The sequence below is a fragment of the Borborobacter arsenicus genome (genome assembly GCF_003934165.1).
Taxonomy (GTDB): Bacteria; Pseudomonadota; Alphaproteobacteria; order Rhizobiales; family Rhizobiaceae; genus Pseudaminobacter; species Pseudaminobacter arsenicus.
This window is the reverse complement of record NZ_RKST01000016.1, coordinates 91,198-116,115: the sequence shown is the minus strand read 5'-3', so window position 1 is coordinate 116,115 and position 24,918 is coordinate 91,198. Positions and strand designations below refer to the sequence as shown.

The 24,918-nt window shown below is 64.8% G+C and carries 23 protein-coding genes and 1 pseudogene; 10 read left to right on the top strand and 14 right to left on the bottom strand.

Annotation, left to right across the window (positions count from 1 at the left end; translation table 11 throughout):
* The 3 genes from EET67_RS18165 to EET67_RS18155 form a co-directional block, all read right to left on the bottom strand.
* A complete protein-coding gene (locus EET67_RS18165; RefSeq protein WP_342634673.1) occupies positions 1-384 on the bottom strand; it encodes a c-type cytochrome in 384 nt (127 codons plus the stop codon).
* A 70-nt stretch (positions 385-454) separates the two neighbouring features.
* Positions 455-2,923 carry an arsenate reductase (azurin) large subunit gene (locus tag EET67_RS18160; RefSeq protein ID WP_128627613.1) on the bottom strand — a complete coding sequence of 823 codons (2,469 nt, stop codon included), beginning with the start codon at positions 2,921-2,923 and terminating at the stop codon, positions 455-457.
* An 11-nt stretch (positions 2,924-2,934) separates the two neighbouring features.
* Positions 2,935-3,459 (bottom strand): arsenate reductase (azurin) small subunit, encoded by a 525-nt coding sequence (locus EET67_RS18155; protein WP_128627612.1) that lies wholly within the window; start codon positions 3,457-3,459, stop codon positions 2,935-2,937.
* A 244-nt stretch (positions 3,460-3,703) separates the two neighbouring features.
* On the opposite strand from EET67_RS18155, the gene EET67_RS18150 reads away from it, so the two are divergent.
* From EET67_RS18150 to EET67_RS18140, 3 genes are read left to right on the top strand one after another with little or no spacing between them, the layout of a single operon-like run.
* Positions 3,704-4,594 carry a substrate-binding domain-containing protein gene (locus EET67_RS18150; protein ID WP_128627611.1) on the top strand — a complete coding sequence of 297 codons (891 nt, stop codon included), beginning with the start codon at positions 3,704-3,706 and terminating at the stop codon, positions 4,592-4,594.
* The gene (locus EET67_RS18145) at positions 4,591-6,054 is read left to right on the top strand and encodes a sensor histidine kinase (RefSeq protein ID WP_128627610.1); all 1,464 of its coding nucleotides are present in this window, start codon (positions 4,591-4,593) and stop codon (positions 6,052-6,054) included. Before EET67_RS18150 ends, EET67_RS18145 begins: the two co-directional genes overlap by 4 nt.
* Positions 6,032-7,366 carry a sigma-54-dependent transcriptional regulator gene (locus EET67_RS18140; protein WP_281011142.1) on the top strand — a complete coding sequence of 445 codons (1,335 nt, stop codon included), beginning with the start codon at positions 6,032-6,034 and terminating at the stop codon, positions 7,364-7,366. The genes EET67_RS18145 and EET67_RS18140 overlap by 23 nt, the downstream gene beginning before the upstream one ends.
* 140 nt (positions 7,367-7,506) lie before the next feature.
* On the opposite strand, the gene phnE (EET67_RS18135) is transcribed toward EET67_RS18140, so the two are convergent.
* The 4 genes from phnE (EET67_RS18135) to phnD all read right to left on the bottom strand — a co-directional run bounded on the left by phnE (EET67_RS18135) (position 7,507) and on the right by phnD (position 10,958).
* Positions 7,507-8,316 (bottom strand): phosphonate ABC transporter, permease protein PhnE, encoded by an 810-nt coding sequence (gene phnE, locus EET67_RS18135; RefSeq protein ID WP_128627609.1) that lies wholly within the window; start codon positions 8,314-8,316, stop codon positions 7,507-7,509.
* A complete protein-coding gene (gene phnE, locus EET67_RS18130; RefSeq protein ID WP_128627608.1) occupies positions 8,313-9,119 on the bottom strand; it encodes a phosphonate ABC transporter, permease protein PhnE in 807 nt (268 codons plus the stop codon). Before phnE (EET67_RS18130) ends, phnE (EET67_RS18135) begins: the two co-directional genes overlap by 4 nt.
* On the bottom strand, positions 9,116-9,937 hold the full coding sequence (gene phnC / locus EET67_RS18125) for a phosphonate ABC transporter ATP-binding protein (RefSeq protein ID WP_128627607.1): 822 nt from the start codon (positions 9,935-9,937) through the stop codon (positions 9,116-9,118). The genes phnE (EET67_RS18130) and phnC overlap by 4 nt, the downstream gene beginning before the upstream one ends.
* Positions 9,938-10,013: 76 nt before the next feature.
* Positions 10,014-10,958, bottom strand: coding sequence for a phosphate/phosphite/phosphonate ABC transporter substrate-binding protein (phnD, locus tag EET67_RS18120; protein ID WP_128627606.1), 945 nt, complete (start codon positions 10,956-10,958; stop codon positions 10,014-10,016).
* A 91-nt stretch (positions 10,959-11,049) separates the two neighbouring features.
* Here phnD and EET67_RS18115 point away from each other — a divergent pair, with 91 nt between their 5' ends.
* Complete coding sequence (locus EET67_RS18115) at positions 11,050-12,090, top strand: ArsO family NAD(P)H-dependent flavin-containing monooxygenase (protein WP_128627605.1); 1,041 nt, start codon at positions 11,050-11,052, stop codon at positions 12,088-12,090.
* Between the two features lie 585 nt (positions 12,091-12,675).
* Positions 12,676-13,274, top strand: a pseudogene (locus tag EET67_RS18110) (SOS response-associated peptidase family protein).
* Here the strand turns inward: EET67_RS18110 and EET67_RS18105 are convergent.
* The 7 genes from EET67_RS18105 to EET67_RS18075 all read right to left on the bottom strand — a co-directional run bounded on the left by EET67_RS18105 (position 13,271) and on the right by EET67_RS18075 (position 21,114).
* A complete protein-coding gene (locus tag EET67_RS18105; RefSeq protein WP_128627604.1) occupies positions 13,271-14,026 on the bottom strand; it encodes a hypothetical protein in 756 nt (251 codons plus the stop codon). The pseudogene EET67_RS18110 and the gene EET67_RS18105 sit on opposite strands and share 4 nt — an antisense overlap.
* A complete protein-coding gene (locus EET67_RS18100; RefSeq protein WP_128627603.1) occupies positions 14,023-14,694 on the bottom strand; it encodes a hypothetical protein in 672 nt (223 codons plus the stop codon). Before EET67_RS18100 ends, EET67_RS18105 begins: the two co-directional genes overlap by 4 nt.
* A 54-nt stretch (positions 14,695-14,748) precedes the next feature.
* Complete coding sequence (locus tag EET67_RS18095; RefSeq protein ID WP_128627602.1) at positions 14,749-15,249, bottom strand: hypothetical protein; 501 nt, start codon at positions 15,247-15,249, stop codon at positions 14,749-14,751.
* Between the two features lie 2 nt (positions 15,250-15,251).
* Positions 15,252-15,593 carry a hypothetical protein gene (locus tag EET67_RS18090; protein WP_165899951.1) on the bottom strand — a complete coding sequence of 114 codons (342 nt, stop codon included), beginning with the start codon at positions 15,591-15,593 and terminating at the stop codon, positions 15,252-15,254.
* A gap of 61 nt (positions 15,594-15,654) precedes the next feature.
* The gene (locus tag EET67_RS18085) at positions 15,655-18,921 is read right to left on the bottom strand and encodes an error-prone DNA polymerase (protein WP_128627601.1); all 3,267 of its coding nucleotides are present in this window, start codon (positions 18,919-18,921) and stop codon (positions 15,655-15,657) included.
* Positions 18,918-20,438 carry a Y-family DNA polymerase gene (locus EET67_RS18080; RefSeq protein WP_128627600.1) on the bottom strand — a complete coding sequence of 507 codons (1,521 nt, stop codon included), beginning with the start codon at positions 20,436-20,438 and terminating at the stop codon, positions 18,918-18,920. The genes EET67_RS18085 and EET67_RS18080 overlap by 4 nt, the downstream gene beginning before the upstream one ends.
* Positions 20,353-21,114: an ImuA family protein gene (locus EET67_RS18075; protein WP_128627599.1), complete on the bottom strand. Its 762-nt coding sequence runs from the start codon at positions 21,112-21,114 to the stop codon at positions 20,353-20,355. The genes EET67_RS18080 and EET67_RS18075 overlap by 86 nt, the downstream gene beginning before the upstream one ends.
* Before the next feature lie 216 nt (positions 21,115-21,330).
* Between EET67_RS18075 and EET67_RS18070 the strand changes: the two genes are divergently transcribed.
* The 5 genes from EET67_RS18070 (at position 21,331) to EET67_RS18050 (ending at position 24,911) form a co-directional block, all read left to right on the top strand.
* On the top strand, positions 21,331-21,996 hold the full coding sequence (locus EET67_RS18070) for a DUF6088 family protein (RefSeq protein WP_128627598.1): 666 nt from the start codon (positions 21,331-21,333) through the stop codon (positions 21,994-21,996).
* Positions 21,993-23,042, top strand: a complete 1,050-nt coding sequence (locus EET67_RS18065) for a nucleotidyl transferase AbiEii/AbiGii toxin family protein (RefSeq protein WP_128627597.1) — start codon at positions 21,993-21,995, stop codon at positions 23,040-23,042. The genes EET67_RS18070 and EET67_RS18065 overlap by 4 nt, the downstream gene beginning before the upstream one ends.
* A gap of 12 nt (positions 23,043-23,054) precedes the next feature.
* Positions 23,055-24,146 carry a hypothetical protein gene (locus EET67_RS18060; RefSeq protein ID WP_128627596.1) on the top strand — a complete coding sequence of 364 codons (1,092 nt, stop codon included), beginning with the start codon at positions 23,055-23,057 and terminating at the stop codon, positions 24,144-24,146.
* Positions 24,147-24,180: 34 nt separating this feature from the next.
* On the top strand, positions 24,181-24,567 hold the full coding sequence (locus EET67_RS18055) for a hypothetical protein (protein WP_128627595.1): 387 nt from the start codon (positions 24,181-24,183) through the stop codon (positions 24,565-24,567).
* An 86-nt stretch (positions 24,568-24,653) separates the two neighbouring features.
* Entirely contained in the window at positions 24,654-24,911 is a 258-nt protein-coding gene (locus tag EET67_RS18050) for a hypothetical protein (RefSeq protein ID WP_128627594.1), read from the top strand.
* Positions 24,912-24,918 lie beyond the last annotated feature (7 nt).

Below are 24,918 nucleotides of genomic sequence, written 5' to 3'. Positions count from 1 at the left end.
TCACTCCGGCAGGGTCTTCAGGTAGGCGACGAGATTGGCCAGTTCCTCCGGCTTCTTGATGCCCGCGAAGGCCATCTTTGTGCCGGGAACCTTTGCCTTCGGCGCGACAAGATATTCGGTCAGATGGGTTTCGTCCCAGACGAGACCGGCAGCGCCCGCTTCCTTCATGGCCTTCGAGTAGTTGTATCCTTCGACGGTGCCGGCCGTTCGGCCGATCACGTCGCCGAGATGCGGGCCGACCTTGTTGGTGGTCGTGTCGATGGCATGGCAGGCGACGCACTTCCTGAAGGCGGCCTTGCCGGCTTCGATGTCCTGGGCGTGGGCCATGGATGCGACGAGGACAAAAGCTGCCGACGCCACGGCTTTCATGGTCGATGATGTCACGATGTACTCCGGTCTGATGCTGAAGGCGCCGCCGGGCTGGTGCAGCCCGGCGGCGCGAGGTTCGCGGCGGTCAGCCCGCGCTGTACTCCAGGGACTTGAACGAGAGATCCGCCGCCGAGGCCGGCGCATCCGATATCTTCCGGATATTGGCCCAAGTGTGCTTGTAGTTCGGCAGGATCAGCTCGTTCGTGCCGGCATTGACGATGTTGCCCTGTGCGCCGGTTGGCGCGCCGAACACCATGAAGGTCTCCTTCCGCCGCGCGGTCGGCGTGGGGTAGGCGAGCGCCTGGGTCGCGCCGACATCGTTGAATACCTCGACCAGGTCCCCGGCCTTGACGCCCAGTTCCGCCATGTCCTCCGGATTGATCTCGATATAGGAGGTCGGGTAGCGGTCGGTGACGAAGTCGTTCCTCTGATCGAGGAACCAGTTCTGCCAGATGATGTTGGCGCGGCCGTTGTTGATGAGGAACTCGTAATTGTCCCTCTGGTAGGCCTTGCCGGGCGCCTGCATGCCGCGCCATTCGCCGCCGCAGAACAGCGCCTTGCCATCCTCTCGCCCATGACGGGTAAACTTTCCGTCGGTGTAAAGGCGCTTGGTGCCGACCAGTTGCCCGTTCTCGAAGCCGACGACGGGTTCCTGCACGCCGTTGTTGCCCATGGCGCGCAGCCGGTCGTAGGTCACTTCCGGATTGCCGGAGTGATAGCCGTCCATGAAAGCGTCTTCCTCGGTCTTCCAGTCGTAGCCCTTGAACTGGTCGGCATAGGCCTCGCGGCCATCCTCGCGCAGCACACGTTCGAGGTTCTGGGCAAGCCCCGCCGCGATCAGGCAGTCGGGCTTGGCGTTGCCTGGGCCGTCCATGTATTTCTCGACGAGGCGCATGCGGCGCTCGCCGTTCATGGAGGTCAGGTTCATCTCGCCGGACTCCACCGCCGGCAGGATGACGTGCGCGGCCTGGCCGATCTGGCTGTGGATGATGTCCACGTTGACCGAGAACAGCCCGCCCGCGTTGATCGCGCCGACGATGGCCTCGACGAGTTCTTCCCGCGTCGCGCCCGCATGGGCGTCCATGGCATCCTTCACCATATTGGTCCGGCGGTTGTATTCGCGCTTGAACTCGGTCGCGTTGAGCGTCGTCTTGTAGTGGTCGTTGGCCCAGATGTGATGCACCTTGCCGCGGCCGGCGATGATCAGCTGGTCGATATAGGGCGCGGGCCGCCCGACATGCGCGTCGGAGGGGCGGAAGTAGCCTTCCTGGTGGCCGCCGAGGCGGCACACACCACCGCCCTCGCGGCCGATATTGCCGGTCGCCAGGCCGATGTTCACCAGCGCGCCGATGACGCGATAGTTGTCGTTGCCCCAGATGATGCCCTTCTCGTAGCCCGTGGCGCATTTGCGGCGCGAGCCATCCTCCTTCGGCATGGCGATCCATTCCGCCGCCTTGACGATGTCGGCCTCAGACAGCCCCGTGATCGACGCGCCCTCGGCGAGCGACATCTTGCACTTCGCCCGCGCCATCTCGAAGGAGCCGAGCGCCGCCGGATGCGCTTCGTCCTGCGGCACCGCGACGTCGCCCGAGAGCGTCGAGGCGGCGATGAAGTCCTTGTCCACCCAACCCTGATCGGCGATGTAGGTGAAGAGTGTGTTGAACAGCGCCAAGTCCGTGCCGGTCTTGATCGCCAGGTGCAGCACGTTCTCCGCACCGGCTTCCACCTCACAGGCATTGGCAGTCACGGTGCGGCGCGGATCGACGATGATCACCTTTGCGCCGTTCCTGATGCCCGGCACCATGTGGTTCAGGAACAAATTGGTCTGGCATTCGAGCGGGTTGGTGCCTACCAGCATGATCGTGTCGGTCAGCGTGTAGTCTTCATAGGCATAGTTCAGTTCGTCGACGCCCATGTCGCGGGTCGAGTGGACCTCGGAATTGTAGGCCGGCCGGTTATGAATGCGGCAGTTCTTGACCTTCATCGAGCCGAAATAGAGCTTTCCCGTGCCCCAGGTGTTCTCGTAGCCGCCAGCCGAGCCGCCGTGGTCGAACATCGAAACGAACAGATCGTTCTCGTCGTCCTTGTCGATGACCCGGGCGGTGACGCGCGCGACCAGATCGAGCGCGTCGTTCCAGCTCGTCGGCTGCCAGGTGCCGTAGCGCCAGACCATCGGCTCGGTCAGCCGCTGCTGCTGCGTGCCGGTCTTGTCGGACCGGCGGTTCTCGGCCATGCGGGCACCGCGCACCGAGCCGAGGCCGGAGTTCACCACGCAGGCGTGGTCCGGCTTGATGACCAGATGGACGTCCTTCCCGTCCTGCCTGACGATGTTGTACATCGACGGCGCGTACCAGGCCTCGGTATCGGCCGGCTGCTGTTCGGCGAGATTGACGCCAAAGGCATTGGCGGCGGCGTCGGTGCCGCCCTGCCTGTTCACCGGCCATGTGTAGGCATGGTAGCCGCAGCCGACGATGCAGTAGTGGCAGGTGACATTGTGCTTCTTCGCATCCGCCGGAATGATCGGCAGGCGGTCGATGTGTCGCTTGTAGGCCATGGTTCCCTCCCTCAGAGCACGTTCGACAGGCGGCCGTAGAGAAGCTCGTCCACGCCCTCGGCGTAGATGTCGCCCTTCTCGTCCACCCTCAGCGCGTATTGCGGCAGGTTCTGCGTGGCCTGGCCCCAGATCTGCTGTCCGCCGGCTTCGCAGTCGAAGCGGGAATAGTGGCCGGGGCAGTTCAGCGTCCGGTCGGCCGCGACGTAGTTGAGCGGAAAGCCCTTGTGCGGACAGATGGTCGAGAAGCCGACGATGTCGCCGTCGGGTCCGGCGCCGCCTTCGACCGATGTGCCGAGCTTCAGGAGCACGCCAGGGGCGTTCTCGTCCGGATAGGTGACGTCGAACGGCTCGTTCGGCTTGAGGTCGGCCACGTTGCCGAGTCGGTTCGACGGATAGTCGAGACGCGCGCGCGCCACCTGGGCCCTGGCCGGCGCGGCCGGAAGAGCGACCGACGTGGCGGTGGCGGCAGCGGCGAGCGCGCCGCCGCGCAGAAACTGTCGGCGGCCGACATCGACCAATTTGTTGCAGCGATCCATTCCATCCTCCCTGGTTCGCGACTGGGTACGCGAGCGGTTTTGCAAGGACGGTGCCAGTCGCCGGCAGCGGGCCAATCTTTGGAATTCCAGGGTCTTGCGGCAGACGCGAATTCGTCGCGTCCGGATTTCCGGACATGCTGCGCTGCCGTTGGTCCGGAAACCCGGACGAAGCTTCAAACGCAGGATTCCGGTCGATTTTGATCCCCCGGGGCGCTAGTCTGTCCGGCAGGGAGGAATTTCGACCTTGACCTTACGCTACCCAGCCACGAGCCAGGTACTCGACCGCCGTTCGGCGCTTGCGTTCTGCGGCGGCGCCGCGCTTTCATTCGCGCTTGCGCCCGGCCGGGCCTCCGCTCAGGAAGGGTTCAAGTTCGGCCTGACTCCGGTCTTCCTGTCCAACGACCTCGAACTTCTGGCGCTTCTGCGCGCCTTTCTCACCGAAGCGATCGGCGAGCCGGTCGAACTGGTCAGCCGGCGGACCTACCAGGAAATTACAGCTCTCCTCGTCGCAGGCCAGCTCCATGCGGCATGGATCTGCGGCTACCCCTATGTCCAGTTCAAGTCGGAGCTCGATCTCGTCGCGACGCCGTCATGGCATGGCAAACCGCTCTACCAGTCCTACCTGATCGCTGCCGCCGACCGGCCGACCGAGCGGTGGGAGGAATTGAAAGGCGACATCCACGCCTTCTCCGACCCGGATTCCAATTCCGGGTTCCTGGTGACCCGCGCGCTTCTGGCCGAGAACGGACTGAAGCCGGAAGGCTTCTTCGCCCGCACCTTCTACACCTACGGCCATCGCAACGTGATCCGCGCAGTCGCGTCGGGGCTTGCCCAGTCCGGCAGCGTCGACGGCTATGTCTGGGACGTGATGCGCGAGATGGAGCCGGACCTCGTCAACCAGACGCGGATCGTGCGCCGGTCCGAATGGCTCGGCTTTCCGCCCGTCGCCTCGCCGAGGGCCCTCGCCGGCGACCAGCGGATCACCCGCCTCAAGGATGCCCTGACTGCGATGGACCGGCACGAGGATGGCCGCAAGGTTCTGGCGCTGCTGCGTCTCGACGGCTTCGTCGCCACCGAGCCGGCGCTCTTCGACACGATCGCCGCCAAGGTCGATACGGTGAGGCGCTTCGGATGAGGTTCTTTGCTCGCCTCCGCGCCATTCCGGTCTCGTACCGCGTGCCGATCCTGGTAGCACTTTTAATGGTGGCGATCAGCGCGGTGATCTCGGAGCGCGTGCTCGACCGCCTGTCGCGCACGCAGGAATCCTTCATCGACGGTCTTGCCGGAAGCTATCTCGACGGACTGACGGCTGCCGTCCTGCCGGCCGTCCTTCGTGGCGACGTGTGGGAGGTCTTTGACGCGCTCGATCGGTCACAGCGATCCTATCAGGCGCTGTCGCCGATCGAGGCGGTCGTCACCGGCGCCGATGGAAAAGTCCTGGCGGCCACGGACCCGACCCGAATCCCTTCCTTCTCGGAGCTTCCGGAAGCCTATGCGTCGCGCTACGGCGCACGCACGGTGACCTTCGACCGCGAAGCGGACACGGGCTTTGCCTTCCGCGATCTCGTCTATCAGGGCCAGAAGATCGGTGCGATCCACACCGCTTTCGACGCCTCGCACATCTTCGCCGAGCGCCGAGAGATCCTGGCGACCCTGCTCGTCACCAACGGCATCCTCGCAGCGATCTTTTCGCTCGGCGGCTTCCTGCTGGTCCGTCGCATGATCGAGCCGATGCGGGTGTTGGAGGATCACATGCGCGCCGCCGCCAACGGGGTCGCGGAGCCGATTTCGTCGCGCGAGTTTCCGTCGCGAGGTGGCGAGGTCGCGAGCCTCTTCAATGGCTATAACGCGCTGGTCCATGCCGAACGGGAGCGCGCCAATTTCGCCATGCAGTTGGCCGAGGAGGAGAAGCTGGCGAGCCTCGGGCGGCTCGCCTCCGGCATGGCGCACGAGATCAACAATCCGCTCGGCGGGCTGTTCAACGCGATCGATACGCTGAAGACGCACGGGCGGACGCCGGGCGTGCGCGATACTTCGATCAGCCTGATCGAACGCGGGCTGAACGGTATCCGCGAGGTAGTCGAAGCGGCGCTCGCGACCTATAGACCCGAACGATCCGCCCGCCCTCTGAGCGCCGACGATCTTGAAGACGTTCGTGTTCTGATGAAGCCGGAGTTGCGCCGACGCCGACAGAGACTGGACTGGCAGGTCGACTGGCCGGCCGAGGTCGCCGCGACGATCCCAGGCGGCCCGGTGCGGCAGGCGGTCCTGAATCTGCTGCTCAACGCCAGCGCCGCGACGCCGGAGGCAGGCGCGGTCGGTCTGCGCGTCGAGCGGACGGCGGACCAGCTGACGATTTCGGTATCCGACGAAGGTCCGGGCATGCCCAAAGATTCGATCGCCATGCTGAGTGACGAAGATCCCGGGCCGGCCGTGCGCACCGGACGAGGGCTGGGGCTCTGGATGGTGCGCCGCATGGTCGATGCCTGCGGCGGAAAGGTCGACGTCGAAGCAGGACCATCGGGAGGGTCGGTCGTGACCCTAGTCCTTCCGATCCCGGAGGAAACACGGAATGAACGCAGCCATGCTGCCTGAGCGCGCCAGCGTTGGGCTGGTCGAAGACGATCCCGTCATGGGCGGTTCAATCGTCCAGCGGCTGGAGCTCGAAGGCTGGGACGTGACCTGGTGGCAGACCGGGAGCGAGGCTGTGGCAGGACTGGGCCGCGTCGCCGGCTCTCTCGACCTCGTGATCTGCGACATACGACTGCCGGACATGTCCGGCGAGGCGGTGTTCGAGGAAATGGCCCGGCAGCCGAACGCTCCGCCCTTCCTGTTCGTCACGGGTTTCGCCGAGATCGACCAGGCCGTCCGCCTGATGCGCTCCGGTGCGGTCGACTTCATGACCAAGCCCTTCGCGATGGATGATTTCCTGAAGCGGATCGCCACCGGCCGCCGCAGCACGCGCGCCGGCATGCGGCTGAAGGAATACGTGTTGGGCCTGTCGCCGGCGATCCAGCACGCGGAAGACCTCATCCATCGGTACGCCGCACATAACCTGCCGGTGCTGATCACGGGTGAGACCGGATCCGGCAAGGAGGTCGCGGCGCGGCTCCTGCATCAGGTCTCGGCGCGAGCGGAGCAGCCCTTCGTCGCGGTAAACTGCGCCGCGATCCCGGCCGACCTGCTCGAAAGCGAACTCTTCGGTCATGAGAAGGGCGCCTTCACCGGCGCTCACCAGCGCCATCTTGGCTATGCCGAACGCGCCAGAGGCGGCACGCTTTTCCTCGACGAGATCGGCGACATGCCGGCAGCACTTCAGGCCAAGCTGCTGCGGCTGATTGAGAGCGAATCCTTCACGCGCCTCGGCGGCGAAACAGCCGTCCCTTTCCGCGCCCGGATCGTCGCTGCTACGCACCGTGCCTTGGCACCTGGGCAGGCGTTAGGCTTCCGCGAGGATCTCTACTTCCGGCTCGCCGTGCTTCCGGTCGACATCCCGCCGCTCAGGCAGCGGCCGGAGGACATTGTTTGGCTGCTCGACCGCTTCCTTGAAAATGCCGCCGCGCGCTCCGACGCCCGCATCCGTGGATTCAGCGCTCTGACAGAGGAAGCAGCCTTGGCGCATCCATGGCCCGGCAACGCGCGCGAACTGCGCAACCGCGTTGACCGCGCCGTGGCGTTAACCGCGTCGGAATGGATCATGCCTGGCGATCTTTTCCCGGATCGTAGCGGGACCCAGGCCAGACCAGGTTTCCTCCCGCTGGCCGAAATCCGCGACGCTGCAGAGCGCCGGCAGATCGAGCGGGCGCTCGAACAAACTGACGGTCAGGTCATCAAGGCCGCCGAACTGCTCGGCATCGGCCGCTCTACGCTGTGGGAAAAGATGACGAGGCTGGGGGTTCGAGTCTGATAAAGCCGATTGCACCATGGCCCGCTCGATCTGATTTGCTCGAAGTACTCGCCAAGGACTTTCGTGTCATCCACGCGTCTGTTCATCCCTCGCGGCTGAAGGGCTCCCATTCCATGTCTCGCCGCATTTGCAACTCTCGTTCAGATGATTGCGGAGCGAACGTTCGCCGAGACCCACTCGGAAAGGACGACGGTTGCGAGGATGACGAGCATGATCATCGTCACCTGCGGCCACGCCAGTACGTTGAGCGAGCCTTGCAGCTTGAGGCCGAGACCGCCCGCGCCGACGAGGCCAAGTATCGCGCTCTCACGGATGTTGATGTCCCATCGGAACACCGTGATGCCCCAGAAGGCCGGGAGGACCTGCGGCACGATCCCGTATTCGAGGATCTGGGCGCGGCTGGCGCCGGTCGCCGTCACCGCCTCAACCGCGGCGGCGTCGACCTCCTCGATGGCCTCGTAAAGCAGCTTCCCGATGAAGCCGATCGACCGCAGCCCGATGGCGATCACGCCGGCGAGAAGGCCCGGCCCCATGATCGCCACCAGCAGGAGCGCCCAGATCAGCGAGTTGATCGAGCGCGAGGCAACGATGAGGAAAAGCGCGGCGGGTCGCAGGAACAGGAGTGACGGCGTGGTGTTACGCGCCGCCAGGAAGGCGACTGGCACGGCAAGGATCACACCGAGGATCGTGCCGAGCGTGGCTATGTTGATCGTGTCCCACAGCGGCCAGAGCAGCTCCGGCAAGTAGGACCAGCGCGGCGGCATCATGCGCGACCCGATGTCGGCGGCCTGGCGCGGCGCGTCGGCGACGAAGGCCCAGATCGTGTTCTCGTTCATGACCTGCCAGCACCAGACGGTCAGCGCGACGAGACCGAACCAGAGCGTCCAGATCGCAAGGCTCTGGCGCGGCGTCCGCCTGCGCCATTCGGCGGGGAAGCTGCGTTCGCTCATTGCAGGAACCTTCGCAGGTAGCTGGAGCCGTATTCCGCGATCATCACCAGAAGGATGATGATCAGTAGGATGGCGCCTGCGCTGTCATATTCGTAGCGATCGATCGCCGTGTTGAGCGTGGCGCCGATGCCGCCCGCGCCGACGATGCCGATGACCGCGCTTTCGCGGAAATTGATGTCGAGGCGATAGAGCGACAGGCCGATCAGCCGTGGCATGACCTGCGGCTGGATGGCGTAGCCGATCACCTGCCACCAGCTCGCGCCCGTCGCACGGATCGCTTCGGCCTGGGCCTCGTCGATGTCCTCGATGTCTTCGGCGAGAAGCTTGGACAGAAAGCCGATCGTCGCGAAGGTCAGGGTGAGAAAGCCCGCGAAGGGACCGAAGCCAAACATGGCGACGAAGAAGATCGCGACGATGATTTCCTGCAGCGCGCGGCTCATCGCGATGATGCTGCGGCAGATGTAGTAGATCCAGGCGGGGCCGACGTTGCGGGCGGCGCCGATGCCGATCGGCACCGAGATGACGATGCCTGCCACCGTCGATGTCAGCGTCATGGTCAGGCTCTCGACGAGCCCGTTGGAAATGTCGCGCCAGCGTGACGAGAAATTGGGCTGGATGAAGCCGTAGACGAAGCGCATGCCCCGCTCCCAGCCATCGGCGATGCGCGTCCAGTTCGGATCGAGCGTCGACAGCGCGAGAACGAGCCAGATCGCGAACCCGATCTGGAGCCCCCACCGCCAGCCGCGATGCGTCAGGATCTGCGGCGGTCGTTTCCAGGTGAGGGGATAGTCGCGTTCGCTCATGCGCCGAGCCGCAGCATCTCGCGCAAGGTATCGGCGTCCGCGGCTTTGTCTTCCTCGGTGCCCTTGCGCATGGCCGCCCAGTCCTCTGCCCCGTAGATTTTGGTCAGCACGGCTTCGGTCAGTTCCGCCGGGGTCCCGTCAAAGACGATCCGACCGGCGCGCAGACCGACGATCCGCTGCATGAATTGCTGGGCCAGCGGCACGTCGTGAATGTTCACGATCGCTGGGAGCCCGCGCTCGCCGCAGATCTCGATCAAGAGACGCATGATCTGGCGGCTCGTCTTCGGGTCGAGACTTGCTGTCGGCTCGTCGACCAGCATCAGCTCCGGTTCCTGGGCCAGCGCCCGGGCGATGCCGACACGCTGGCGCTGGCCGCCTGAAAGGGCGTCGGCGCGTTTGTCCGCCTGATCCATCAGACCCACCCGGTCGAGAAGACGATACGCGCGCTGGATATCCTCAGCCGGAAAGCGGCGCAGATAGCTGCGCCAGAAGCCGACATAGCCGAGGCGACCCGAAAGGACGTTTTCCATGACGGTCAGCCGTTCGACCAGCGCGAATTCCTGAAAGATCATGCCGATCTTGCGGCGCATGGCACGCAGCTCACCAGCGCCGATTCCGGTCAGCGGCCGGCCCGAAAGAGTGATCGCGCCGGATGTAGGTTCAACGAGACGGTTGATGCAGCGGATCAGGGTGGACTTGCCGGCGCCGGACGGTCCGATCAGGCCGACGACCTGCCCCTTGGGAACCGACAGGCTGACATTGTTGAGCGCCTTGTCGCCCGTCTTGTAGGTCTTGGTCAGGTCGCGAATTTCCAGCATGGACAGAGAGACCTCAAAGGATACGGGTGCGAACCCGATCGCAATCGACGGCCGCACCCCGTTCAGGCAGGGAAATCTACTGGCAGGCGTAGGAAACGCCGGTCGCCTCGTCGATCTGGCGGATCACCGACCAGTTGTCCTTGAAGGTGATCGGGATGAACTGCTCTTCGCCGGACTTCGAGAACTCCTCGGCGAGCGAGCTGCCCTCCCAATTGAAGGTAAAGAAGGCTTCCTTGATCTTCTCCTGCAGTTCCGGCGTCAGGTTGTGCGCCACGCCATAGCCTGTCGTAGGAAAGGTCTGCGACGTGTAGAGCACCACCAACTGGTCGGCCTTGACGACCTCGCGCTCGATCATGCGCGTCTTGATCGAATTGGCGATCGCCGCCGCCGGATAGTCCTTGTTGGCGACGCCGAGGACCGAGTTGTCATGCTTTCCTGAGAAGGCGGGCGTGAAGTCGGTGCCCGCTTCCATGCCGAACTCCGATTTTAGGAGGGCGGAAGGTGCCTTGAATCCCGAGTTGGACGTTTCGGCCGTGAAGGCCATCGTCTTGCCCTTGATGTCCTCGACCTTTTCGATGCCCGAACCGGGATGGGTGATGATCTCCATCTCGTAGCCGAAGGAGCCGTCCTTGGCCGCCATCATGGCAAAGGGCCGGAAGCCGGCGCAGGCGACGGCGAGCGGGTTCGACCCGGTGTTGAAGCCTGCGATGTGCAGGCGCCCGGCGCGCATGGCTTCGATCTGGGCGGCATTGCTGTCGATGGGGAAGAATTGCACCTTCTTGCCGGTGACGGCTTCCGCGTGGGTCAGGAAATCCGTCCATGCCTCAGCGTAGACCGCGGGATCCTCGACAGGCGTATAGGCGAAGATCAGCGTCGAGGGATCGACCAGCTGCGAAGCGTCGGTCGGAATGTCGGCGATCAAATCGCCGTCGGCGTCGGTGTAGCGGTTGTCTAGCTTGAATTCGGCAAGAGCCGGAACTGTGAGCGCGACGAGCGCGACGGCAGCGAGAAGGTGACGCATCTTGGAAAAATCTCCCGGTTGATACCTGAACCGGTACTAGGGAGACATTGTTACAGTTCAACGACAGGTCGACGGAACAGATAGGACACCAATGACGGATCATCAGCTAATCATCATCGGTGGCGGGCAGGCGGGACTCGCCACGGCCTACTACCTGAAGCGCGCCGGTATCGACTTCTTAATCCTCGACGACGGCCAAGGTCCTGGTGGCGCATGGAGACACGGCTGGGACTCGCTGCGGCTCTTCTCGCCGGCAGCCTACAGTTCCCTCCCGGGCTGGCAGATGCCCGGTCGCTCCGACCCGGAATACCCGTCGAGAGATGACGTCATCTACTATCTGGCGCGCTACGAGGCACGATACTCTCTTCCCGTCGTGCGGCCGGTGCCGGTCCGATCGGTCGTGAATGCAGGTGATGGGTTCGTCATCGGAACGGACGACCGTCGCTATCGCTCGAAGGTAGTCGTGAGCGCTACCGGGACCTGGTCAGCACCGTTCATTCCCGACTATCCAGGACTGGCGGATTTCCGGGGCGAACAGCTTCACTCCGCACATTACCGCAATCCGGACCGGTTTCGCGAGAAGAGCGTCCTCGTAGTCGGCGGCGGGAACTCCGGCGCGCAGATTTTCTCCGAGGTAACGCAGGTGGCATCGGCGCAGTGGGTCACAATCCGGGAGCCCATCTTCCTGCCCGACGACGTCGACGGGCGTGTCCTGTTTCAGCGCGCCTCGGCGCGCATCCTCGGCAAGGACACCGCTCCTCATGGCGGTCTCGGAGACATCGTCATGGTTCCTCCCGTACGCGCCGCGCGCGACAGAGGGGTCCTGCATGCGGTGCGTCCGTTCGAAAGATTCACAGAAGGCGGCGTGCAATGGTCGGATGGCCGCACATCTCGGGTCGATGCTGTCATCTGGTGCTCGGGTTTCAAAGCGGCACTCTCTCATCTCGAAGCGCTCGGAATCGTCGGAGACGACGGTAGGGTCGCAACGAGCGGTCAGCAATCCACCGCGGTCCCGGGCTTATGGCTCATGGGATACGGGAACTGGACCGGTGCCGCATCGGCGACGATCATCGGGGCCGGTCGAGTGGCACGGGAAGCGAGCCGAGAGATGGTCGCCCATCTCGCGAGGTAAGCCGTCGCGATGAAGCTGGCGGATCTGCCATTGCGGGGCTTGCGCACCGCTGGGATACGGAGGTTCAACGGTGGTGAGAAACTTGGTGGCACACCCACCAAGAGCAAAACGCTTATGCTGCCAAGCCTGAGGTCGCGACAAACTGGGGATCTAGCCAAAACACGGACGTTGAACTCGGCGTACGGAAGAGGGACGCCGGCATCGCGTTGGGTGGCATAGAGGCGTGCAACGCCGACTTTCGAGCGCGCGCTCGGGTTCAGCACGCTGGCGGGTGTCGATAAGATAGCGCCAAGTGGCTGATGCGCGCCACGGGCTACGTCGCCGTTCCCAGCGTTTAGCAATGGAAAAATCGGGCTCGGGCTCGCGATTCCGCTCCCCGACGGGCTCGGTCGACACGAAGCCGACAAGACCAGCGACGTCGTTCATGGCCTGCGCCCACCTTCTTTCGCCGGACGTCCCCGTACCCGCGTCAGGATGGATGCCCGCAGGACGAAGACCCGAACGGGCTTCGGCTCTGCCGACAGCCCGGCTCCGCAGGAGGACGCCAACCTCGCCAGAGCTTCGAAGTGAGGCTATCATCAAGGCATGTGTAATGCCTACGAACAGCATGTGAAATGGGTCGAGTATTTGAAAATGATGCAGGAGCTTGAGCTCGGCATTCCGACACAGCAGACCGAACTCGATCTGCCGCTGGCAGACGACATCCGTATCAACGATATAGGGCCGGTGATGCGGGCCACTGCCAACGACAATGAGATCGAATTGACGCAGATGAATTTCGGGCTCCGCCCGATCAACCCAAGCGCGGCCCGCTATTCAATTACCGTTCGGACGGTCGCACTTTCTCCAACAGCAAACGCAGCCTGATCGTGGCCTCCGGCTTCTTCGAGTTCACGGGCACCAGATATCCCAAAACCAAACATCGCTTCACGTTGGCGGGATCGCCGTTCCTTGCCATTGCCGGGCTGTGGCGCGAAACGCAGGGAAATCACCCGGTGAGCTTCACCATGCTGACGACGTCTCCGGGTCCCGACATCGAGCCCTACCACAACCGGCAGGTGGTCGTGCTGCGGCCACGGGATTGGGCGGCTTGGCTCTATCTCACCAAGCCGCAGACAGAGCTGCTGCGACCATTGCCGGCCGGAACGCTGGCGGCTGAAACGGTGCGGCCAGGCTCCGACTAAAACGGCGACGACCAGCTCGCGCAGCCCGAGAGCCTCAGGAATTCCGCTGCCGGGAAGACATGCACTTGGCGGATCAGCTCGGGTGGGAGCGGCCGCTTGATGTTGTCCTCGACATGCAACGTATTCGGACTGCGTATTCCGCGCGCGACGACGAAACGCTGACCGATATTCATGGCCAAGCGCAGGCCGCGATCGCCGCCACACCAAGCGACGGGAATTTCTGCTTCTACGATAGCCGGGCGGCCGACGCCGGCAATCACCGTGCCCATCTCGGGGTGCCGGTCATGGGAATTGTAGACGGCCTCGCCGCCCCAGTAGCGAAGGAGGTCACCGATGCCGCCTTCGCCGGCGATTGCCGGCGGAAAAAAGAAGAACCAGAGCATGCCAGCGCGATAGCGTTCGCCGGCCTGGTTGGCGGTCTTTAGACGTTCACCGTGTTCGACCGAGATGAGGCCGTGGTGGATCGCGGCCTCGACGCGCCGGGAAACGAGATCCACATCGAGGAGAGCCATGCCTCGGCTCCGAATGTCCTCGATTTCGTGTGCGGCCAGTCGCGTGCAGTGCCAGCCTGCAACGCTGTAGGGCGCTAGGGCGTCGACGATGGCGTAGATCGCCGCATCGAAGCGATCGCTCAGCGGTCCGACTTCGCGGGAGCGCAGCGCGCCGTGGTGGGTCTCGAGCACGTCAACGAGATCGGCCGGCCAGTGCTGCGGGCGATCGAGGTCGATGAGGATGCGCTGCGAACCGGTCATTCCGCCCCGCCGCTCGCTGCGGCGGCCGCGCTCGCCTTGACCTTGTCGGGCTGATGCCTCGCCATCAACACGCCGAGGATCGTCATCGAGGTAAGGCGCGAAACACGGAAGAAGGCATCGCAGACCTCGTAGTAGACGCTCTCGTCCTGCTTGGGATCGGTGCCACTGATCGCCATGGTCGCTATCTGCGTTGCGGCGTCGGTTTCCGTGATGGCCGTAAAGAGGTGGCGGAAGCTGAGATGGACGAAGTCAGAGGTCTGCTCGTAAAGCGGCTCGATCCAGGGATGATCCTCGGCGAGCTTCTTCTTCAGAAAGGCGTCGGTGAGACGCTCAGGCTTGCCGCCGCCGGCGGCGGGATTGGACATCAGCCGATCGAAGGTACGCTCGCCCTTGAAGATGCGTTGCACGTCCGTTTCGAGATTGGCCATCATCCTCAGGCCATTGATGCGCATCGCGGTGTCGATCTGGGTGCGGAGGAGGACCGTCGCGGACGGGAAGTTCCGTGTCTCGATCAGGGTACGGAAGGCGGTCGACTGGGAGAGCGTGCGCTGTGTGGCGCCCAGGATGAAGAAGTCGACGATGTTGATGGCGCCCTTGGGCAGGATGGCGTGGGCCTTCTCCACCAGCTCGGCCTCGAGCTTCTCGATGGCGCCGAGCCGCTGCTGCAACGATGGCGGCTGATCAGTCTGCTTCTCTGGCATGGCCCCCACCGCTCTCCCGCTCTAGCTCGCCGAACGACGGTCTTCGCCGAAAGCAGCCTCGGCCTCAGCCAGACAGCGATCCCAGAACGCGACCGCTTCGTGAACCTGCGGCAGAATGAGACGGCCATTCGCGTCGCGGAGCTCTGCCGCTTCCAGGGTCGTCACGATTGACGTCATACCAGGCATCGACGGGTCGGCGACGATTGCCGGCGTGCTGAAGCCACTATCGCGGAACTCAAGACCGCCCTTGAACTCCTTGAGCAGGTCGTTGCGTCTGGGCTCAATGAAGCTCCGAAAGATCGGCACGCGTTTCCATTCTGCCCATTTTCTATTGCCCCATACCTCGCGCTCGGAAGTGTCGCAGTCGACCTTTTCGAAGACATGGCCGACCGACCTGAGCAGCGCTATGATGGCGATGTACTGCGACTGGAACACGATGAGCGGTTGCATCACGCTGTCCCGCCGCTGAAACCGGGCGACGAGACTGTTGATGAAGTCGAGCTGCGCGCGCGCGGCCAGCATCGTCACAATGCCCTGAAGGCGGACTCGATGTCGGCGACGGGCGTGCTGTTGTCGAAACTGTGCAGCACGGCGCCGGTCTGCGTGCGGTCCCTGATCTCGATCTTCTCGCTGTCGTGGTTGTAGGCGAACACATAGGTATTGGCGGGGATCCTGGCCCACAGCATGTTGGCCGGGCTGCCCGCGAAGCTACGGATCCTTATGGAATCGGGTTCGCCGCGCCAGATGATGCCGCCAAGGATGGCGAGCGCGATGCCTTTTACCTGGCCGGCATGGTGCTCGGCCCGACCCATGACGCCCTCGGCGTAGGCATGTAGCTCCTCAACGTCCTTGGCTGTGATGGCCACGCTAACCTCCAGCAATACTGTGGCGGCACTGCCGCCGACTCTTCGCGAGCGCCTGTCTAGTTCATCTGAAGTCGCGCGTCTTTACCCTGATCGGTTCGATCCTCAACGTGGGATCGACCATGTCGCGCGGCCGGAAGCCTTTCGGCAGGCTGCGCGGGTCGATCCCAGGACCGCCGTGATGGGCCTCGTCCCCTCGGCCGTGCGGCAATGGAAAGGCGGAATCGCGATTGCCCACGCTGGCGAGCTCGGCCGAGAGATCGGTGACGGTATTGGCGACGAGGTGGACGACGTCGCCCTCCCGCTGGATGCGCCCACGCACCGCGAGCATCGAGGCCAACAGCATGGTGCGCCGAAATTTCTCGAACACTTTTACCCTAACGACGATGTTGGCGGCGCCGGTTTCGTCCTCCATGGTGACGAACATCACGCCCTTGGCCGAGCCGGGCCGCTGCCGGACGAGGACGAGGCCGGCAGCCTCGAGCCAACGCCCGTCACGCGCGGCCATGGCCTCTGCGCACGTGACGATACGGCGGCGGGCGAGACTGGCGCGCAGGAACGCCACCGGATGCTCGCGCAGGGTCAGGCCGACATGGGCATAATCCTCGACCACCTCGCGGCCGACCATCATGGGCCGCAACGAGACGCGGGGCTCGACACGCTCCACGATGGTGCGCCGCTCGCGCTCAGAGGCGGCGGCAAACAGTGGCAGCGGGTCGTCATGCAGCCCCTTGAGCGACCAGAGCGCCTCCCGGCGCGCCAAGCCGAGTGACGGACGGAAAGCGTCGGCCTCGGCGAGCTGCACCAGCGAGGCGGCCGGCACGCCGGCGCGGTGCCAGAGATCGTCTGCGGATGCAAAAGGTTCGTCCCCGCGTGCCGCGATGATGACGGCGGCATCGTCATTGGCCAAACCCTTCACCAGGCGCATGCCGAGGCGCACCGCGAAACGGCCGTCCTCGCCCACGGGCTCGAGCGTGCAATCCCAGCGGCTCATATTGATGCAGACAGGACGGATCTCGACACCGTGACCGACCGCGTCGCGCACGATCTGCGCCGGCAGGTAGAAGCCCATCGGCTGCGAGTTGAGCAGCGCCGCACAGAAGACATCGGGATGGTGGCACTTCATCCACGACGAGGCATAGGCGATCAGCGCAAAGCTGGCAGCGTGCGACTCGGGAAAGCCGTAGCTGCCAAAACCCTCGAGCTGCTTGAACGTGTTGGCCGCGAAATCCGCCGTATAGCCGTTGGCGATCATGCCCCCGATCAGTTTTTCCTTGAACTTGCTGACTCCGCCGGTGTGCTTGAACGTCGCCATGGCCCGACGCAACTGATCCGCTTCGCCGGCGGAGAAGCCGGCGCAGACCATGGCCACCTGCATGGCCTGCTCCTGGAACAACGGTACACCCAACGTCTTGCCGAGCACGCGCTCGAGCTCGGGGGTCGGGAAGTCGACCGGCTCCCTGCCCTCCCGCCGGCGCAGATAGGGATGCACCATGTCGCCCTGGATCGGGCCGGGCCGCACGATCGCGACCTCGACGACGAGGTCGTAGAAGGTGCGCGGCTTAATGCGGGGGAGCATCGACATCTGCGCCCGGCTCTCGATCTGGAAGACCCCGATGGTGTCGGCCTTGCGGATCATCGCATAGGTCGCCGGATCCTCGGCGGGGATGGTGGCGAGGTCGAGGGTGACGCCCTTGTGCTCGGCCAGGAGGTCGAAGCTCCGCTTCATCGCGGTGAGCATCCCCAAAGCCAAGACATCCACCTTCATGAATTTCAGGATGTCGATATCGTCCTTGTCCCATTCGATGACCTGGCGATCGACCATGCGCGCGGGCTCGATCGGCACCAGCTCGTCGAGCCGGTCGTGGGTGAGGACGAATCCACCCGGATGTTGCGATAGGTGCCGCGGCGTGCCTTCGAGTTGCCGCGCCAGCTCGAGCGTTAGGGTCAGGCGCCGATCGGCGAGGTTGAGATTGAGCTCGCGGGCGCGGGTCTCGTCGATGCCCTCGCCGTGACCCCACACCTGCGAGGAGAGCAGCTTGGTGACGTCTTCGGGCAGGCCGAGCGCCTTGCCGATGTCCCTGACGGCGCCCTTGGTGTGATAGCGCACCACGGTCGAGCACAGCGCGCTGTGATCGCGGCCATAGGTCTCGTAGACCCACTGCATGACGATCTCGCGCCGCTCATGCTCGAAGTCGACATCGATGTCGGGCGGCTCCTTGCGCTCCTGGCTGACGAAGCGCTCGAACAGCAGATTGTTGCGATCGGGATCGATGCTGGTGATGCCGAGCACATAGCAGACCGCCGAGTTGGCGGCTGATCCCCGGCCCTGGCACAGGATGTCCTTGGACCGCGCGAATGCCACGATGGCGTTCACGGTCAGGAAGTACGGCGCGTAGCGCAGCGTCTCGATCAGGCCGAGCTCGTGCTTGAGGAGGCCGACCACCTTATCCGGCACGCCTTCGGGATAGCGCCGCGTCGCCCCTTCCCAGGTGAGCTTTTCAAGCGCCTGCTGGGCCGTCAGCCCTGGCATGGTCTTTTCTTCCGGGTATTGATAGGCGAGTTCGTCGAGCGAGAAACGGCATTGCTCGGCGATCGCGACCGTCCGCGCCAGAGCATCGGGATAGCGGCTGAACAGCCGATGCATTTCTTCGGGCGGCTTCAGGTGCCGATCGGCGTGACGCTCGCGCCGGAAGCCCGCATCGTCGATGGTGATGTTGTGCCGGATGCAGGTGACGACGTCCTGCAGCACTCGACGCTCGGGATGATGAAATAGAATATCGTTCGTCACCACGCTCGGCACCCGCATCTGCGTCGCCAGATTGGCGAGCTCGTGGATGCGCAACTGGTCGTTGGGACGCCGGCGCAAGGTCAGCGCCAGATAGGCATCTTTCCCGAACGCTTCCCCCAACCGGCGCAACTGCATTGCGCAAATATCATCGGCGACGTCGGGCACGAGCACCACGATCAGACCCTCGCCATAGGCGACGACGTCGCTCCATTCGAGATGGCAGAGCCCCTTTCCGCCGCGGGACTTGCCAAGCGACAACAACCGGCAGAGGCGGCCATAGGCTGGCCGGTCCCTGGGATAGATGAGCAGCGAGGTGCCGTCGGCGAGGTCGAGGCGGCAGCCGACGACGAGCCGGACGCCGGTCGTCTTCGCCGCCTCGTGCGCGCGGACCACGCCGGCGAGGCTGTTGCGGTCGACGACGGCGAGCGCCTCGATGCCGAGCAGCGCCGCCTGCGCGAACAGCTCGTCGCAAGAGCTTGCGCCGCGCAGAAACGAGAAGTGCGAGGTGACCTGCAGCTCGGCGTAGCGCGGTCCGCTCATGCGAAGATCCCGTGCAGGAACCATTTGTGCGAGCCGGTCGCCGGATCCTCGCCGTCGCCGGCGCGATAGATCCAGAAGCGCTCGCCGCCTTCGTCCTCGACGCGAAAATAGTCCCGCACCGATGTCGTCTCGGCCTCGCGCAGCCACCATTCGCCGAAAATGCGCTCGGGGCCGTCGGCACGGGCGACGCGGCGCCCGATGCCGCGCCAAGTGAACCACACCGGCGGATTGTCGGGGAGCAGTGCCATTGTGTCGATCGGCTCGGGCGGGGAGAGCAGGCGCGACGGCCGCGGCCAGTCGCCGGGCCAGCTCGCGCCATCGTCGGGCGCGTTCGGTGCGATGCGTTTGATCGAGCGTTCCGGCACGTCGCTCTCCACCGGGGCGAAGCGATAGAGCCGACTCGAACCCAGGCGATTGGCGATGACGTCGATGAGGTCGGAGATGTCCGGCTCCTCCGGCTCGACCAGCGACGAGATGGTCTGGCGGTCGCGGAGCGGCTCGGCCAGTGTTGCGGTCAGCGTCATCAGCTCGATGCCGAAACCGGGATCGACGGTTTCGATACGGTCGGTGAGGAGCCGCGTCAGGCGGCGGGTATCACGCACCGGCGCCGCCGTGCCGACGCGGATCGCCTCAATGCGATTGTCGACGCGATGAAACAGCAGATCGAGCCGCCGCGCGCCGAGCCCCTGCTGCTCGAGGGCGGCACAAAGCTGGTCGACGAGCTTTGCGGTGTAGCGCGCGATCGTCTCGGCGGCGCCGATCGGCTCGCTGAAGGCGCGCCGGACCTCGATCAGTTGCGGCGAGCGCACGGGCTCGAAGGGCTCGGGCGCGCGGCCCATCGCCTGCTCGAGCCGGCGCATGAGCTCTGGGCCGAAGCGATGCGCCAGCGGCGCCTTTGGAGTGTCCTCAATGTCGCCGATGCGCTCGAAGCCGAGGACGTGAAGCCCCTCGACGATTGGCGCGGGCAGGCGCAGCGCGCGGATCGGCAGATCGCGCATCGTGGCTTCGGCCTCCCCCGATGGGATGATGGCGATCGGGAGGGCCACGAACCGGGCGGCGGCATGGGCGGTGCCCCAGGCATCGGCAACCGCCGCCCGGGCGGCCATGCCGGACGCTTCCATCCGGTCGACCAGGCTCATGAGCATCGCCGTCTCGCCGCCATGCAGATGATCGGCGCCACTGGTGTCGATGATGAGCCCATCCGGCGGATCGGCGGCGACGATCGGCGCGTAACGCAGCGCCCAGAGAGCGAGGCGGTCGAGTGCGGCCGCGTCGTCGGCCGGATCGAGCTCGAGGTTGACGAGACCGCGAACGAGGACCTGCGCCTTGCTCGCCGGCATGCCGATCCGCAGGCCCGCGTTTCGCGCGGCCGCGTCGAGCGCCAGCACCTCGCGGCGGCGACCCCGCCGGCCGAACAGGACGATCGGCGTGTCAGCCGTCGGCGCCGATGCGCCGAGTTTGCGGCGCAGCCGATCGGTCGGCCATGTCGGCAGATAGAGCGAGACGACCCTTCGCATCACAGGCTTCCACTTCAAAATCGGCGCTCTCCCCAGCCCTGACGCGGAGCAGTTCGAGCCGCCAGCGAGGGCGGCCGACGCCTGGGACCGGCAGCGGTCGGGAGGAAAGCGCGGAGACGCGCCAGCGGCTGACCGCGGCAGTCGGTTGTCCAAAATCGGTGGCTTCGGTCTGCCGCCGCCACCGGCGAATAGCGATGCCGAGCGTGCCGGAGGCCTCGGCCGCGAGCTGCAGGCGGCGCGAACTGGTCATCGGCAGACGTGCGAGTTCGGCGACGACGGCGCCGAGGCCACCATGCCGAAGACCTTCCTCGAAGCAGGCGAGGACCGCCGCCTCGTCGCCGGCCTCGACATAGATGACGCGGCCGGGCGGCAGCCCGGCCTGGGCGAGCGAGGGCGCGAAGAGGTCCTGGCGCGTAACGCACCACAGCACGCGCCTGCGGGTCCGGGCGGCGACGCCGGCGGCCCACAGGGCGGCCGCGGCGCCATCGACCGCGCCATTGGCGCCGCCGGCGACCTCATGCAGCGCGCCGAGCGCCAGCCCTCCTCCCGGCAGCACCCTGTCGATCTCAGGGATGCCGAACGGCAGCACCTCGCGCCGACGCGTTGCGCCGCCTTCCAGGCGCGCGACGCGCTCCCGGAGTTCGGACAATACGAAATGGGTCGAGGACGCGGCCATGTCCGTCGCAACAGGCTCCAATTTTGGTATGTTCTATTTTTGTTCTCAACGCGAGAAGAGTCAATCCGGCTCGATCGGGCCTGATTGATGAGCGGACTGACCAAAGTTTGAATAGAAATTCTGGTCAGCGAGATGGCGTCGGCCTTGTCCGAAGTTTGTAGCATTCTTCGGACTCAGGTTCTTGTCTCTGTCCGAAATCTGTAGCATATTTCGGACATGACGACAGTGGCACCCGATACCGACATACAGTCTCGCGTCCTGGGGCGTATCCAATCCAAACCGGACGAGGTCTGGACTCCGGGCGATTTCGCCGATCTCGGCGGCCGTGCGGCCGTCGACAAGAGCCTGCAGCGCCTGGCAGCAGCCGGCGAGTTGCGCAGGATCGACCGGGGTCTTTACGACAAACCGCGCACGAACAGCCTGACGGGCCGGGCCACCGTGCCTGACTATCGCGCCGTCATCCGCGCCGTGACGCGCCGCGACAATGCGCGCACCGTCATCGACGGCATGACGGCCGCCAACGACCTCGGCCTCACGACGGCGGTGCCGGCGCGGATCGAGGTGCTGGTCGATGCCCGGCTGAAACCGATCAAGCTCGGCAGTCAAGAAATTCACTTCAAATATGCCGCGCCGAGCCGGCTCTATTGGGCGAACCGGCCGGGAATGCGTGTCGTGCAGGCATTGCACTGGCTACAGGACATGCTCGCCAAGCCGGACGAACGCAAACGGATCGAAGCGACGCTACGCCGGCTTCTCGCCGATCCCAAGCATGGCGAGGCGATCCGAGAGGACCTCGGCGCGGGCCTGTCCGCCGTGCCCATCTGGATGCAGGAGTTCCTGCGCGACCTTCTGAGCGTCGCTCCGCTCGAGGCGGAGCGATGAGCACGGGGGCATATCGCCAGATCATCGCGGCGCCGGCACAGGACCGCCTCGATCTGTTTCTGGCGACCGCCAATCGGATCGGCGCGCCGGTCGGCAATGTGGAGAAAGACTTCTGGGTCTGCTGGACCCTCAACGCGCTCTACCACGAGCGCGCCGGGGGTGAACCCAGACTGCTGTTCAAGGGTGGAACATCACTCTCCAAAGGCTACGGCTTGATCCAGCGGTTTTCGGAAGACATCGACGTGACCGTCTTCCGCGACGACCTCGAGGAGCCCGCCTCGGTGGAAGAGCTCGAGGCCCTATCGAACAAGAAGCGCCGGGCGAGGCTCGATGCCATTCGCAATGCGTGCCGGGCTTACATCACTGGACCGCTGCGAGAGTTTCTCGCGGACCGGCTTGCCGAGGTGACCGACGGGACGGGTCGCGTCGAGGTCGATGAGGCCGATCCGGATGGACAGACGCTGCTGCTCTGGTACCCCGAAGTCGAACCGCGAGACGGCGCCTATGTGCGACCGGCGATCCGCCTCGAATCGGGAGCGAAATCGGCGCTCGACCCAAACGGTCCCCTGACGATTACGCCGTATGTCGCCGAAGAAGCGGCGGGCATCGACCTGGTCGTTCCCGAGGTGACCACGATCGAGGCAACCCGCACCTTTTGGGACAAGGTGGTGATCGCGCATGGTTTGCGGCGATGGTACGAGCGGCGCGGCGAGCTTAGGCAGGAAGGTCAGCGGGTGTCCCGGCACTACTACGACCTGCACTGCCTAATGCAGTCGGACATCGGAAAGGCCGCGATCGCCGATCTCGGGCTTGGTACCGATTGCGTGCGACACGCCCGCATGTTCTTCGATCGCCCCGACTACGACCTGGCCTCCGCGGTGCCGGGCAGCCTCGCGATTGCTCCGGTTCCCGGAATGATTGAGGCGCTCGCGCGCGACTACATCAACACCACAGCGATGATCTTTGGCGCCCCGCCGAGCTTCGACGACATCTTGAAATCGGTCCGTCAAGTTGAGGATGAGCTCAACCGGGCGCAGGCGAAATGATAGGTTGGCAGCATGGCTGAGATTTCCGGGAAAGCTTCTGCAAGACTGCCTGACCATGCCTCGGTCGAGGCCGTACTCGCGCGTCTGCCGGCCGGCGCTGGCGAGCCCGAATTGGCGGCGGCACTCACTGAGGCGTTCCCTGGATTCGGGTTTTCCGCGGCGAGCGTCGACGATCAGTATTGGCGGGATACGCGCTCGGTGCTGGCGGCCGACGGAACGCGCATCGCGGAGTATCGACCGTGGATGGAGGCGGAGCTCGCGAGGGGCAATGGCGATGTCGCGGCGCTCTGGACGCGGTTACAGGGCACCGATCTCCAGATTTCGGAGTGGCACGGCAACAGTGTCTATGCGTTTGCCCGGACCGGCTCGGGAGCGGCCGACTATGTGCAGATCTCGCTTGGGCGTGAGGTCGAGTGGTGTGCGGGTCCGATCGTCAATCCTGCGCATCGGCCTTGGAGCGCAGAGGCGCTGCTCGATCCGCCATGGATCGCACACGACGATATATCCGACGACAGGATCGTCGCCGGGCCATTGTACCGGCTGACGAAGCGCACGGGCGGCAGCGTCGTGCATATGCGCACGTTCCTCGGACGGTGCGCGCGCCTCGAGCGCGACAAGCGGGAGGCGCGCCGTGCGGAGATGGAGGGACGCGTGTGGGTGGGCTCGGACGGGGCAAGAACACCGTTTCTCGAACTGCAGCCCAACTGGTTCGATTTCGTGCCGCGGGAAGTGCGCTTCTTCCAGGACTGGGAGGAATCGAGCGCACACGGCGCGCGGGTGTACGAGCATTGGGCACTCGACATCAAAGACTACGAGCATGATGGAAAGCGCGAGATCGGATTCATCCCTCGCCCGCTCCGTCTGCCGGAGGAAGAACTGGAAGCCGGGGAACTCTCCGTCCACGTGCTGATGGATCGGATCGAGGCGATCGACCGCGAAATGGGGCTCCCCTTCGCCTGGTTCTTTGTGATGACGCACGGCAACGGGGTGGACCCGGACGTTGGCGAAGCAATCGCGCGGGGCTTACGCGAAGCGCGGGTGCGCTTGCCGGACCACGATGCGAAGGTACTCCTGCGTTGGGCCGACGAACGATACGGATTTTGAATCGTCGATCATCGCCGGGGTCGTAAGGAGTAAAATGACGGTCCAGACTGCCAGCGCTGAAATCGTCGAGGTCGACGCGTCACCGAGCGGACGACATGCCAAGGAACTGGTGCAGGCGCTCGCCGACTTCGCGAAGGCGAGGTCGACGCGGGAGCTGATCCGCAGCAGCGGTGAACGCCAGGTCAGATGCGCGCTTCGCGTGCCCTTGCTCAAGGACGGCCACCCGGTTCGGTCGGCAGAACTGGGGCGCGTGTTGCGCAAGGTGATCCGTTCGGCGGTGGATGCCGCGTCCGCCGGCGATCATGTGATCGTCGATTTCATCATCGCATCAAGCTCTCGCCTCGAGATAAAGGCCGGGCCGGTGGCGGAGATGGGTGGTAGCCTCGACGGCTCGACGATCGACCAGTTTTTCAGGGCCTGATTTTCGCAAGATGGAGACCGCACGAACGGCCGCGAGTTGGTCAGGGCGTATCGCTGGAGGCGGGATCCGCTCCATGGGAAGCTGAGATGAGGCTGAATACCGAGCCGGACACCGATTGGAAGAGTATCTTCCAGTTCTGGCGGGAGAAGGGCGAGGTTCTACCCCTCAAGGTCGTAAAGAGCTCATGGAGCGCGGAGGCAGGACACTTCCTCATCGTCGAGCGCGTCCAAATCAAGAAATGGCCCTACGGCGATGCCTGGGTTCATTACCATTGGCGGGGCGTGCCGGGTGAGAAGAACGAGAAGATCAATCAAGCGGGCACATACACATGGAAGGGGCTCTAGCGGCACC

What these genes read in the sequence shown, in the direction of transcription:
- phnE (WP_128627608.1), bottom strand. Translation starts at nt 9,119, where the DNA reads ATGAGCGAACGCGACTATCCCCTCACCTGGAAACGACCGCCGCAGATC.
- EET67_RS18075 (WP_128627599.1), bottom strand. Translation starts at nt 21,114, where the DNA reads ATGGCCGCGTCCTCGACCCATTTCGTATTGTCCGAACTCCGGGAGCGC.
- EET67_RS18140 (WP_281011142.1), top strand. Translation starts at nt 6,032, where the DNA reads ATGAACGCAGCCATGCTGCCTGAGCGCGCCAGCGTTGGGCTGGTCGAA.
- phnC (WP_128627607.1), bottom strand. Translation starts at nt 9,937, where the DNA reads ATGCTGGAAATTCGCGACCTGACCAAGACCTACAAGACGGGCGACAAG.
- EET67_RS18095 (WP_128627602.1), bottom strand. Translation starts at nt 15,249, where the DNA reads ATGCTGGCCGCGCGCGCGCAGCTCGACTTCATCAACAGTCTCGTCGCC.
- EET67_RS18160 (WP_128627613.1), bottom strand. Translation starts at nt 2,923, where the DNA reads ATGGCCTACAAGCGACACATCGACCGCCTGCCGATCATTCCGGCGGAT.
- phnE (WP_128627609.1), bottom strand. Translation starts at nt 8,316, where the DNA reads ATGAGCGAACGCAGCTTCCCCGCCGAATGGCGCAGGCGGACGCCGCGC.
- EET67_RS18050 (WP_128627594.1), top strand. Translation starts at nt 24,654, where the DNA reads ATGAGGCTGAATACCGAGCCGGACACCGATTGGAAGAGTATCTTCCAG.
- EET67_RS18085 (WP_128627601.1), bottom strand. Translation starts at nt 18,921, where the DNA reads ATGAGCGGACCGCGCTACGCCGAGCTGCAGGTCACCTCGCACTTCTCG.
- EET67_RS18070 (WP_128627598.1), top strand. Translation starts at nt 21,331, where the DNA reads ATGACGACAGTGGCACCCGATACCGACATACAGTCTCGCGTCCTGGGG.
- EET67_RS18105 (WP_128627604.1), bottom strand. Translation starts at nt 14,026, where the DNA reads ATGACCGGTTCGCAGCGCATCCTCATCGACCTCGATCGCCCGCAGCAC.
- EET67_RS18060 (WP_128627596.1), top strand. Translation starts at nt 23,055, where the DNA reads ATGGCTGAGATTTCCGGGAAAGCTTCTGCAAGACTGCCTGACCATGCC.
- EET67_RS18080 (WP_128627600.1), bottom strand. Translation starts at nt 20,438, where the DNA reads ATGCGAAGGGTCGTCTCGCTCTATCTGCCGACATGGCCGACCGATCGG.
- EET67_RS18055 (WP_128627595.1), top strand. Translation starts at nt 24,181, where the DNA reads ATGACGGTCCAGACTGCCAGCGCTGAAATCGTCGAGGTCGACGCGTCA.
- EET67_RS18115 (WP_128627605.1), top strand. Translation starts at nt 11,050, where the DNA reads ATGACGGATCATCAGCTAATCATCATCGGTGGCGGGCAGGCGGGACTC.
- EET67_RS18145 (WP_128627610.1), top strand. Translation starts at nt 4,591, where the DNA reads ATGAGGTTCTTTGCTCGCCTCCGCGCCATTCCGGTCTCGTACCGCGTG.
- EET67_RS18065 (WP_128627597.1), top strand. Translation starts at nt 21,993, where the DNA reads ATGAGCACGGGGGCATATCGCCAGATCATCGCGGCGCCGGCACAGGAC.
- phnD (WP_128627606.1), bottom strand. Translation starts at nt 10,958, where the DNA reads ATGCGTCACCTTCTCGCTGCCGTCGCGCTCGTCGCGCTCACAGTTCCG.
- EET67_RS18155 (WP_128627612.1), bottom strand. Translation starts at nt 3,459, where the DNA reads ATGGATCGCTGCAACAAATTGGTCGATGTCGGCCGCCGACAGTTTCTG.